The 10,433-nt window shown below is 73.2% G+C and carries 10 protein-coding genes and 1 pseudogene; 5 read left to right on the top strand and 6 right to left on the bottom strand.

Going from position 1 to position 10,433, the window contains the following annotated elements; translation table 11 throughout:
- Window positions 1-98: 98 nt before the first annotated feature.
- The 3 genes from cobT to ACQP1V_RS10610 all read right to left on the bottom strand — a co-directional run bounded on the left by cobT (window position 99) and on the right by ACQP1V_RS10610 (window position 3,332).
- Window positions 99-1,187: a nicotinate-nucleotide--dimethylbenzimidazole phosphoribosyltransferase gene (gene cobT, locus ACQP1V_RS10620; protein ID WP_387416514.1), complete on the bottom strand. Its 1,089-nt coding sequence runs from the start codon at window positions 1,185-1,187 to the stop codon at window positions 99-101.
- Between the two features lie 16 nt (window positions 1,188-1,203).
- Window positions 1,204-2,103, bottom strand: a complete 900-nt coding sequence (locus tag ACQP1V_RS10615) for a sirohydrochlorin chelatase (protein ID WP_433421481.1) — start codon at window positions 2,101-2,103, stop codon at window positions 1,204-1,206.
- Window positions 2,104-2,258: 155 nt separating this feature from the next.
- Window positions 2,259-3,332 carry a GNAT family N-acetyltransferase gene (locus ACQP1V_RS10610; protein WP_433223841.1) on the bottom strand — a complete coding sequence of 358 codons (1,074 nt, stop codon included), beginning with the start codon at window positions 3,330-3,332 and terminating at the stop codon, window positions 2,259-2,261.
- A gap of 79 nt (window positions 3,333-3,411) precedes the next feature.
- Between ACQP1V_RS10610 and ACQP1V_RS10605 the strand changes: the two genes are divergently transcribed.
- Together ACQP1V_RS10605 and ACQP1V_RS10600 are read left to right on the top strand one after the other, a co-directional pair.
- A complete protein-coding gene (locus ACQP1V_RS10605; protein ID WP_387416512.1) occupies window positions 3,412-3,792 on the top strand; it encodes a DUF2795 domain-containing protein in 381 nt (126 codons plus the stop codon).
- Window positions 3,793-3,806: 14 nt separating this feature from the next.
- Window positions 3,807-4,874, top strand: coding sequence for a Vms1/Ankzf1 family peptidyl-tRNA hydrolase (locus tag ACQP1V_RS10600; protein ID WP_433421478.1), 1,068 nt, complete (start codon window positions 3,807-3,809; stop codon window positions 4,872-4,874).
- Here the strand turns inward: ACQP1V_RS10600 and ACQP1V_RS10595 are convergent.
- The 3 genes from ACQP1V_RS10595 to ACQP1V_RS10585 are packed head-to-tail and all read right to left on the bottom strand — an operon-like array spanning window position 4,864 to window position 7,693.
- Window positions 4,864-5,493 (bottom strand): LutC/YkgG family protein, encoded by a 630-nt coding sequence (locus ACQP1V_RS10595; protein ID WP_433421475.1) that lies wholly within the window; start codon window positions 5,491-5,493, stop codon window positions 4,864-4,866. The genes ACQP1V_RS10600 and ACQP1V_RS10595 overlap by 11 nt on opposite strands.
- Window positions 5,490-6,944 carry a lactate utilization protein B gene (locus ACQP1V_RS10590; protein ID WP_433223833.1) on the bottom strand — a complete coding sequence of 485 codons (1,455 nt, stop codon included), beginning with the start codon at window positions 6,942-6,944 and terminating at the stop codon, window positions 5,490-5,492. The genes ACQP1V_RS10595 and ACQP1V_RS10590 overlap by 4 nt, the downstream gene beginning before the upstream one ends.
- Complete coding sequence (locus tag ACQP1V_RS10585) at window positions 6,941-7,693, bottom strand: (Fe-S)-binding protein (RefSeq protein ID WP_433425802.1); 753 nt, start codon at window positions 7,691-7,693, stop codon at window positions 6,941-6,943. Before ACQP1V_RS10585 ends, ACQP1V_RS10590 begins: the two co-directional genes overlap by 4 nt.
- A gap of 100 nt (window positions 7,694-7,793) precedes the next feature.
- Between ACQP1V_RS10585 and ACQP1V_RS10580 the strand changes: the two genes are divergently transcribed.
- From ACQP1V_RS10580 to ACQP1V_RS10570, 3 genes and pseudogenes are all read left to right on the top strand, one after another.
- A complete protein-coding gene (locus tag ACQP1V_RS10580) occupies window positions 7,794-8,507 on the top strand; it encodes a FadR/GntR family transcriptional regulator (RefSeq protein WP_433421473.1) in 714 nt (237 codons plus the stop codon).
- A 50-nt stretch (window positions 8,508-8,557) separates the two neighbouring features.
- On the top strand, window positions 8,558-9,571 hold the full coding sequence (locus ACQP1V_RS10575) for an LLM class F420-dependent oxidoreductase (RefSeq protein ID WP_433421470.1): 1,014 nt from the start codon (window positions 8,558-8,560) through the stop codon (window positions 9,569-9,571).
- 255 nt (window positions 9,572-9,826) lie between these two features.
- A pseudogene (locus ACQP1V_RS10570) lies at window positions 9,827-10,390 on the top strand (DUF4328 domain-containing protein); the annotation flags it as partial.
- Between the last annotated feature and the right edge of the window lie 43 nt (window positions 10,391-10,433).

Here is a 10,433-nt window from a genome sequence, read left to right as displayed (position 1 = left end):
TTACCGGTTGGCCGGTGACCGGCGGCTCAGCGGATCAGGCTCCGTCGGGCGGCGGGTCCCCCGTGCCGTCCGCCCGACAGATCCTAGAGCAGGGCGGGTCACCGCTCCTTGTCGGTCACGCCGGCGGAGTCGAAGGTGGCGACCTCGTGCATCACCCGTACGGCTGCGCTGACCAGCGGGTGGGCGAGCAGGCCGCCGGTGCCCTCGCCGAGGCGGAGTTCGAGGTCGACGAGCGGCCGCAGACCGAGGTGGTCGAGGGTCGCGGCGTGGCCCGGCTCGGCCGAGCGGTGGCCGGCGACGCAATAGGAGGCGGCGGCCGGGGCGAGGGCGACGGCCGCGAGGGCGGCGGAGCCGGCGATCACGCCGTCGAGGATGACCGGCACGCGCGCCGCGGCGGCGGCGAGGATGAACCCGGCGATCGCGGCGTGTTCCAGCCCCCCGACGGAGGCGAGGGCGCGCAGCGCGTCGTCGCGCCGCTCCGGCGCGAAGCCGTCGGTCTCCCGCAGCCGGTTGACCTCCAGCGCCCTGCGCACGACGTCGATCTTGTGCTGGTGGGTGGCGTCGTCGATGCCGGTGCCGCGCCCGGTCACCTCCGCCGCCTCGCGCCCGGTGTACGCGCAGATGAGCGCGGCGGAGGCGGTGGTGTTGGCGATGCCCATGTCCCCGGTGATGAGGCAGCGGGCGCCGTCCTCGATCAGCTCGCGGGCCGTCTCGACGCCCACCGCGAGCGCGGCGGCGGCCTGGTCGGCGGTCATGGCGGGACCGAGGGACAGGTCGGCCGTGCCGTACGCGACCTTGCGGGCGCGCAGGCCGGGCGCGGCGGGCAGGTCGGCGGCGACGCCCACGTCGACCACGGTCACCGAGGCCCCGGCCGAGGCGGCGAAGGAGTTGGCCACGGCCCCGCCGGCCAGGAAGTTGGCCACCATCTGGGTGGTCACCTCCTGCGGCCACGGCGAGACACCCTGGGCGTGGACGCCGTGGTCGGCGGCGAAGATCGCGAGCGCGGCGGGCGCCGGCATCGGTGGCGGGCAGACGCCCGCCACCCCGGCGAGCCGTACGGCGACGTCTTCGAGCACGCCGAGGGCGCCGCGCGGCTTGGTGAGCCGGTCCTGGTGCTCTCGTGCCCGCGCCATCGCGTTGCGGTCGGCCGGGCGGATCGCCGAGATCGTCTCATCAAGCGGGGTCAACGCGTGTTCTCCAATGTCAGACGGGGGTGGGGATCTCCGGCTCGGGCTCGTCCCTGACCATGCGCTCGACGGCCAGGGCCTCGGTGAACCGGCGGCGTGCCGTCCACACGCCTGGGTCGGCGGCGCCGGCCAGCGCCTCCTCGTACCGGTCGATGACGACGTCGGCGAGGCCCTCGCAGTCGCCGATGACCTCGGCGCAGCGGATGTCCAGGCCCTCGTGGTTCGCGCCGTACGCCAGGGCCTGGGCCCAGATGCGTTCGAGGACGCCGCCGGCGAACAGCAGGTACGGCAGGACGATCACGCGCTTGGCCCCGAGCCGGCGGCAGCGCTCCAGGCCGCCGGGGACGCCGGGCCGGTTGTGCGACATGTACGCGGTCTCGACGGTCAGCATCTCGGGGGCGTGGGTCTCCCAGAACAGCCGGGAGACGCGGTGGACCTCGGCGTTGACGGCGGGGTCGGCGGCGCCGTGGCCGACCAGGACGACGGCGGTCTCGGCGGGGGTGATGTCCTCGGGCATCTCCTCGGTGACGAGGCGGGGCATGTCGGCCTGGGCGTCGGCGAGCCGCTCGGCGAGCAGTTCGAGGATGCGGTGGTCGGGGCCGAGCGGCCGGGCGAGGTCGAACTCCAGGGTGGGGTGACGCTCCTGCTCCAGCGCCATGGTGCCGGGGATGTCGCCGAGGGCCTCGCGGTCGCCGGTGAGGCTGAGCGGCAGCGCGATGAGGTGGTGGTGGCCGTGCGCGATCAGCGAGGAGATGGAGTCGCGGAGCTGCGGCTTGGCCTTGGTGATGAAGCCTCCGCTGACCTCGGCGACGCGCTGGTCGAGCCGGCAGCGGAGTCGATGGACGAACCTGCCGAACTCGGCGACCCCCGTCTCATCGTGGGTACCGTGCCCGATGAGCAGCAGCGGCGGTTTCATCTGCCTGATCTCCCATGCCTTGACCTGCGGATTTGTAATCCGGCTCGCGAGGATAGCCGACCGTGCCGACGATGGGCACTGCTCGTGCCATCGGCAGGGTCAGACGGGCGAGACGATCATCCGGCCGGTGGCCGCTCCACACATAGGGAATTTCATTACATTTCCCCTCTGAGCACACTGAACATTACGGCATCGGAGCGTCCGCCGGGCACCGGAACCGCCTGCCGCAGGATGCCTTCCTGGGCGAATCCGGCCCGTTTCGCCACCGCCTGGCTCGCGTGGTTGCCGGTCGCGATCACCAGCTGGACGCGGTCGAAGCCGAGGTCGAGCAGGTGCGCGGTGACGAGCCGGGTCGCCTCGACGGCGTAGCCGCGCCTGCGCGCCCACGGCGAGATCCAGTAGCCCACCTCGACGTCGCCCCGCTCCCGGTCGGCCCGGTGGACGCCGACCGCGCCCGCGAACCGCCCGCCGTCGCGCGGCTCGATGGCGAAGTTGGCGCCGGAGAGGCCGGGCGCGTGGGCGTGGCGGGTGCACCACTCGACGGCGCGCTCCAGGGTGTAGCCGGCGGCCCACGGCATCCAGCGGGCGATCTCGGGATCGTCCCGTACCGCGGCGAGCACGTCGAAGGCGTCCCGCCGGTCGAACGGCCGCAGGACGATGTGCTCGCCGCCGAGCCTGCGGCCGACGACCGTGCGGCCGTCGCCGCGCAGCAGGCCGAAGACGACCAGGTCGTGCGGGCCGTCGTCCTCGAAACCGGCGCCGCGCAGCACCCCCTCACGGATGAACCCCGCCTTCTCCGCGACCCTGATCGAGGCGGTGTTGTCCAGGTTCGCCCGCAGCTCGACCCGGCGCAGCGGCCCGGGGCCGAGCACACGGTCGGTGAGCCCCCTGAGCGCCTCGGGCGCGTACCCGCGTCCCCGGTAGGAGGGGCGGACGCCGTAGCCGACCTCGGCGATGGCCGCGGCCCACTGGGCCTTGAACAGGCTGATGGCGCCGACGATCACGCCACCCGCCTCCATCGCGAGGTGGATGCCCTGGCCCGAGCGCCACAGCTCGTGTACGCCCTGGGAGAGCCAGGCGGCGACGCCGATCGCGTGGCCCGGGGCGCCCGGAGGCAGCCCCACCTGCTCGCCCTCCTTGACGATCTCGCGTACCTGCGCGGCGTCACCGGGGCCGAAGGGCCGCAGGACGAGCCGCTCGGTGGCGATCGTGAGGCGCTCGTCGAACATGGATTCCCTCCGGTTGCGATGTTTGGGGGGGACGGGGCGGGTACGGGCCTCCACATGACCCGATTCGGGAGGTGAGGTCATGAGTATCCAACGCGGCAGCGACAAGCACAGCCCCCGGGCGGACGACGAGCGGAAGCACGAGACTGAGGGCCTCACTCAGGGCGGCGGCACCACCCACACCGAGAACGATCCACAGCCGAACGATCCACAGCCGGGCCGCCGGCCGCCGGGGACGCCGAGCGGCATCACCCCCGCGGACGTCGAGCGCCGCGGCCACCTGGCGATGTGGCTGAGCGACGCCGAATATCCGGCCAACCGCGAGAACCTGCTGGCCCACGCCGAGGAGAAGAGCGCTCCCGACGCCGTGATCGAGGCCGTACGCCAGCTTCCCGAGCTCAAGTTCCACAACGTCGGCGAGGTGGCCGAGGCCCTGGGGCTCGGCGTCGAGCGCCACCGCTGATGAGGGGAGACCTCGTGAGACTGGACTCAGTCCGTCATCTGTACGAGCGCCGCGGACCTTTCGTCTCGGTCTATCTGGACACCACCCGCATCACGGAGGAGGAGGCCAGCGCGGTCGAGCTGCGCTGGCGGCGGATCGACGAGGAGCTGGCGGCGCGAGGCGCCTCGCCCGAGGTACGCGCCGCCGTCGGCGAGCTGGTCAAGGAGCCGACGCCGACGGCGCCCGGGCGCGCGGTGTTCGCCGAGGGGACGTCCGTCGTGCTGGCCGAACCCCTGGCCGCGTCGCCCCGGCGCGAGATCGCCCGCTGGTCGCCGCTGCCCCATGTGGTGCCCATGCTGGCCCAGCGCGGAGAGACGGTGCCGCATCTGGCGGTCCTGGCCGACCACGCGGGCGCGGACGTGATCGTCTCCTGCGGCGGCCCGAAGCGCGAGCTGTCGGTCGAAGCCGCCGACTGGCCCATCCAGAAGACCGGCCAGGGGGGATGGTCGCAGACCCGGTACGAGCGGGACGCCGAGGAGACCTGGCGGCTCAACGCCGTCGCGGTGGCCGAGGTGATGGACAAGGAGGCGCACAGCATCGGCGCGGAGGTCATCGTGCTGGCGGGCGAGCCGCAGACCCGCCGCATGATCATGGATGCACTCGGCAAGGACGCGGCCTCCCGGGTCGTGGTGGCCGAGCGCGGCAGCCGCGCCCCGGGGGCCGCCGACGGGCCGTTCCATGCGGAGGTGAACCACGCCATCGAGGTCTGGCAGCGCAAACGGCACACCGCGCTGCTCGACGCCTACCACGCGGGGCCGTACGCGACCGGTCTGGCCGAAACCGCGCGGGTGCTGCGCGACGGGCGGGTGGCGACGCTGCTGCTGCGGGACGACCCGTCCTCCGACGCCACGCTGTGGATCGGCCCGGAGGGCACCCAGCTCGCCGCCGAGCCGGGCGAGCTGACCGACCTGGGGGTGGACCTGCCGGTCGAGGAGCGGGCCGACGCCGCCCTGGCCCGCGCCGCCGCGATGACCGACGCCGAGCTCTGGTTCGTGCCGGAACTCGACTCTCCCGACGGCGTCGGCGCGGTGCTCAGGTACTGATCACGACTTCGAGGGTGCGCGGGCCGTGCACGCCCTCGACCCGGTCGAGCTCGATGTCGCTGGTCGCCGACGGCCCGCTGATCCAGGTCAGCGGCCGTTCGGCGGCCAGCACGGCCACGGCGTCCGGCACTCCCGCCACGACCTGGTCGGCGCGTACGACGCACAGGTGGTAGTCCGGCAGCAGCGTCAGCGCGCGACGTCCCTGGCCTGGGCCGGCGTCGAGGACGATCGTGCCGGTCTCCGCGATCGCCGCCGCGCATCCGGTGATCACGCCGTCCACGCGGTCGAGGTCGCCGGCGCTCAGTTCGGGGTCGTCCCGCAGGGTCTCGTACGGCACGGCCGCCAGCCAGGCGGACGGGAGGCCGTCCGGGACGACGAGGCGGGCGGCGGCGCGGCGGGCGAGCGCCTCCCGCACCACGGAGGCGATCTCGGCCTCGGGGACCACGTGGACGATCGCCCGGTAGTCGCGCAGCCGCTCGGCGAGCAGGTCGATCAGCCGCGGCTCCGCGACCCCGGCGCCGGGACCGGTCGCGCCCCGGTAGTCGCGGGGCACCTCCACGTCGGGCGCGCCCGTGACGGCGCCCCTGATGCGGGCGAGGATCTGGTCGCGGGCGTTCATCGGGCGTCTCCGTCCCTGGGTTCGGTTCCCGTCTGTCCTCCTCCGGTGCGGTCCCACCAGTCGCGGAACGACTCGCGAGGGATGTCGGGGATGTCGCGGGTGTCGGTCCACGCCGACATCGGGCCGGGCAGCCGCTTCGGCACGAACCGGCGCAGCCGCCCGCCCGCCCGCTGCGCCAGCGCGAGCCGTTCCGGCCGGTTGAATATCCAGCCCGCGGCCGCCATGCCCAGGCGCTCCGCGCGCGGATGCCGCGCCTTGGCCCGCAGGTCGACCAGCACCTCCGGGATGTCGATGGCCACCGGGCACACCTCGTAGCAGGCGCCGCACAGCGACGACGCGTACGGCAGCGAACGGTCCAGCTCCGATCCCATGCCGCGGAGCTGCGGCGTGAGGATCGCCCCGATCGGGCCGGGATAGACCGATCCGTAGGCGTGTCCGCCGGCGCGCTCGTACACCGGGCAGACGTTGAGGCAGGCGGAGCAGCGGATGCAGCGCAGCGCCTGGCGGCCGACCTCGTCGGCGAGGACGTCGGTGCGCCCGTTGTCGAGCAGGACGAGGTGGAACTCCTGCCCCTCGGTCGCGCCGGTCCAGGTGGAGGTGTAGGGGTTCATCCGCTCGCCGGTCGAGCTCCGGGGCAGGAGCTGGAGGAAGACCTCCAGGTCGCGCCAGGTCGGCAGGATCTTCTCGATGCCGACGACGCTGATCAGCGTCCGGGGCAGGGTGAGGCACATCCGGCCGTTGCCCTCGGACTCCAGCACGACCAGGGTCCCCGTCTCGGCGATCATGAAGTTCGCCCCGGAGATCGCGACCTTGGTGGAGAGGAAGCGCTCGCGCAGGTGCAGCCGGGCGGCCTCGGCGAGCGCGCGCGGGTCGTCGGTGAGGTCCTCCGGCGCGGGCCGGCCCCACTCGCCCATCCGCTCCCGGAAGATCTCGCGGATCTCCGCGCGGTTGCGGTGGATGGCCGGGACCAGGATGTGCGAGGGCCAGTCGTCGCCGAGCTGGACGATCAGCTCGGCCAGGTCGGTCTCGTACGCGGTGACGCCCTCGGCGGCGAGCGCCTCGTTCAGGCCGATCTCCTGGGTGGCCATCGACTTGACCTTGACCACCTCGGTCTCGCCGGTGGCCTTGACCAGGCCGGCGACGATGCGGTTGGCCTCGTCGGCGTCCCTCGCCCAGTGGACGTGCCCGCCGGCGGCGGTGACCGCGCCTTCGAGCTGCAGCAGGTAGCGGTCGAGGTTGCGCAGCGTGTGGTCCTTGATCGCCTTGCCGGCCTGGCGGAGCCCCTCCCAGTCGGGCAGCTCGGCGACGACGGACGCCCGCTTGCCGCGGATCGTGCGGGTCGCCTTGCGCAGGTTGAACCGCAGTTGCGAGTCGCGTACGGCCGCGGCCGCGTTGGCGGGGAAGCCGCGTTCGAGGGCGCGGCCGGGCATGCCGAGGAAGGTGCGGCTCACGGCACGGGCCTCTCGATCGTCGCGGCGGCCGGGGCGGCCCCGGTGGCCTCGGTCGCGGCGAGGATCTCGGCCAGATGCATGATCTTGACTCCGGTCTTCTGGCGGGTGAGCGTCCCCCCGATGTGCATCAGGCAGGAGTTGTCGGCGGCGCACAGGACCTGCGCCCCCGTGGCCATGACGTTCCCGACCTTGTCGGCGCACATCGCGGCGGATATCGCGGGATTTTTCACGGCAAAGGTGCCGCCGAAGCCGCAGCACTCCTCGGCGCCGGGAAGCGGCACGAGCTCCAGCCCCCGGACGTTCCGCAGCAGCCGCAGCGGCCGGTCACCGAGGTGGAGGCCGCGCAGCGAGTGGCAGGTGGGGTGGTAGGTCACCCGGTGCGGGAAGTACGCCCCCACGTCGGTCACGCCGAGCACGTCGATCAGGAACTCGGAGAGCTCGTAAACCTTCGGCACCACCTCTTCGGTCGCGGCGGGGGCCAGCCGCGGGTACTGCTCGCGGACCATGGCCCCGCACGAGCCCGAGGGCACGACCACCGCGTCGTACCCGCCGAAGACCTCGGCGAAGTGGCGCGCCAGCCGTACACCCTCCTCGCGATAGCCGGTGTTGACGTGCATCTGCCCGCAGCAGGTCTGCGCCCGGGGGAACGCGACGTCGACGCCGAGGCGGCGCAGCAGCGTCACCGTCGCCTTCCCCGTCCCGGGAAAGAGCGTGTCATTGACGCAGGTGATGAACAGGGCGACCCGCACGTACGGCTCCCGCAGGTATGGTCGGACCAAATATGGTCTGACCATACACCCGCCCACACACCCGGCCGGAGAGCCGGTCCCACGCGGAGGAGGACGGACGTTGAGCGTCGTCGACGGTCACCGGGAGCCCCGGCGCGCCCCGGAGGGCGCCCGGACGCGGGCCTTCGAGGAGGTCCTCGACCGGATCGAGGAGCGGATCGCCGCCGGCGGGCTCACCGTCGGCGACCGGCTGCCCGGCGAGCGCCAGCTCGCCGAGGAGCTCCGGGTGAGCCGTTCGTCGGTCCGCGAGGCGCTGCGCGCGCTCGCGACCCTCGGCGTGGTGTCGTCCCAGGTCGGGCGGGGCCCGGACGCCGGGGCGGTGTTGACGTCGCGGCCGGACAGCGCGCTCACCGAGCTGCTCCGGCTCAACCTGAGCCTGTCCACGCTCACCATGCGCGAGGTCGTGGACACCCGCCTGATGATCGAGCAGTGGGCGGCCGCCCGTGCCGCGGGCGACGGCGGGGCCGCGCTCGGCGAGATGGCCCAGGCCGTCGCCGCGATGGACGCCGCCGCCACCCCCGAGGAGTTCGTCGCGCACGACATCGCCTTCCACATGGCCCTCGCGGCGGCGTCCGGCAACCGGCTCACCTCCGCGATCATGCGGGCCCTGCGCGACGCGGTACGGCGCTACGCCGTCGACGCGGTGCGCCGCCTCGGCGACACGGCGGATCTGCAGGCCGACCACCGCCGCATCCTCGACGCGGTGCGCGCCCGCGACGCCGAGGCCGCGACGGCCGCCGTCGCCGAGCATCTGGCCCGTGCCTATCCGAGCTAGAACGTGTTCTAATCGGGTTCCACGCGCAGACGCGACCTGAGGAGGACCGGGTGGCCGAGGACCTGAGACTGGGACTGAATCTGGGCTACTGGCAGCGGACCGCCGACGACGCCACCGGGCTCGTCCAGGCCGCCGAACGCCTGGGATATGACTCGGTGTGGACGGCCGAGGCATACGGGAGCGACGCGTTCACCCCGCTCGCCTGGTACGGCGCGCGGACCAGCAGAATCAAGCTCGGCACGAGCGTGGCGCAGCTCTCCGCGCGCACGCCCGCGGCCACCGCGATGACCGCGATGACGCTGGACCACCTCACCGGCGGCCGGCTGCTCCTCGGCGTCGGCGCGTCCGGGCCGCAGGTCGTCGAGGGCTGGTACGGCCGGCCGTTCGCCCGCCCGCTGGCCCGAACCCGGGAGTACGTCGAGATCATGCGCAAGATCTGGCGCCGGGAAGAACCTGTTACGAATGACGGGCCGCACTATCCGCTGCCGCTGCCCGGCGGCCTCGGCAAGCCGCTGAAGCTCATCACCCGCCCGCTCCGCGCCGACATCCCCGTCTACCTCGGCGCGGAGGGTCCGAAGAACGTCGCGCTCGCCGCCGAGATCGCCCAGGGCTGGCTGCCGCTGTTCACCTTCCCCGACAAGATCGACACGATGTACGGCACGGCGCTCGCGGGAGCGCGGCCGGACTTCGACGTGGCGGCCATGGTCATGACGATGGTCACCGACGACGTCCGGGCCGCCCTGGACGGCGTCAAGATGATGCTCACGCTGTACATCGGCGGCATGGGCGCGAAGACGCGCAACTTCCACGCCGACATCATCGGCCGCATGGGGTACGCCGAGGCGGCCGAGCGCATCCAGGCGCTCTATCTCTCCGGACGCAAGGAGGAGGCGTTCGCCGCGATCCCGGACGAACTGGCCGACGGCATCTCGCTGGTCGGGCCGCCGGCCCGGATTCGGGAGCGGCTGAAGCCGTGGCGGGCCAGCCCGGTGACGAACCTTCTCGTCATGGGGCCGCGCGACGAGGAGACGCTGCGGACCGTCCGCGACCTCGTCCTCGGCTAAGTCATGTCTGACACTCCTTAGACCCCCCACTGTCAGCGGTCGCCCCCTGCACCGCGGTCACTCTTCACCCCACTCTTCGGACCGCCCTTCGGACCGCCTTTCACCAGCGACGATCGATCGCCCGGCCAAAGCTGGCGGGAAGGGCGTGCCAAACCTTTCTATGGCCCGTGGCGGACGCCGGATCAGCTCCGATTAGCGCCGGTACCAATGGGATACGAGAGGGGCAAGTGACACGGAGGCCGGGGGGAGAAACACATGCGATCCGCCTCTTCGGAAGTGAGCCGGTCGGCCGCGACGGTCTACGCGAGCCTCGGCGCGCAGGTCGCCGCGATGGCTGCGGTGGTGCTCTTCGAGCACGTACGCGGACGACGGCTGTCCCGCGAGATCGCGGCGTTCGGCGGCGATCCGCACAACCCGGCCGCCCGCGAGGTGGTCGGGGCCGTGACCGTGTTCGCGATCCTCATACTGCTGCTCGCCGGGGCCACCGTCGCGGCGGCGGTGGCCTATCTGGGCTGGCTGCGGAAGGTGCGGCCGGCCTCCTCCGGCCTCTACACGCTCGGCGCCTGGCTGGTGCCGGGCGTGAACCTCGTGGCGCCCCCGATCGTCGCCGACCAGGCCTGGCGGGAGGCGGCGCGCGGCAGGGGGAGCCGCTCCCGCTGGCTCCCGCTGCTCGCCGGCTGGTGGATGAGCTGGCTGACGCTGATCTGGCTGATCCTGGTACGGCTGCCGCGCACCCACGGTCCGGCCGACCTGACCGGCGTGGGGCCGCTCGAACTGGTGACGGCGGCGGTCGCCGCCGCGCTGTGCGCCGCGACCGTCCACCGGATCACCGGGTTCCGCGGCCCGCGGGCGGCCGCCGCCC

This window comes from Microtetraspora malaysiensis, from assembly GCF_050947145.1.
GTDB lineage: Bacteria > Actinomycetota > Actinomycetes > Streptosporangiales > Streptosporangiaceae > Microtetraspora_A > Microtetraspora_A malaysiensis.
The sequence above is the reverse complement of the archived record's forward strand: the minus strand, read 5'-3'. Positions and strand labels throughout refer to the sequence as shown.

Bases quoted from the DNA above. Each gene is read 5' to 3' on its own strand.
- ACQP1V_RS10615 (WP_433421481.1), bottom strand. From the start codon at position 2,103: ATGAAACCGCCGCTGCTGCTCATCGGGCACGGTACCCACGATGAGACG.
- ACQP1V_RS10610 (WP_433223841.1), bottom strand. From the start codon at position 3,332: ATGTTCGACGAGCGCCTCACGATCGCCACCGAGCGGCTCGTCCTGCGG.
- ACQP1V_RS10605 (WP_387416512.1), top strand. From the start codon at position 3,412: ATGAGTATCCAACGCGGCAGCGACAAGCACAGCCCCCGGGCGGACGAC.
- ACQP1V_RS10595 (WP_433421475.1), bottom strand. From the start codon at position 5,493: ATGAACGCCCGCGACCAGATCCTCGCCCGCATCAGGGGCGCCGTCACG.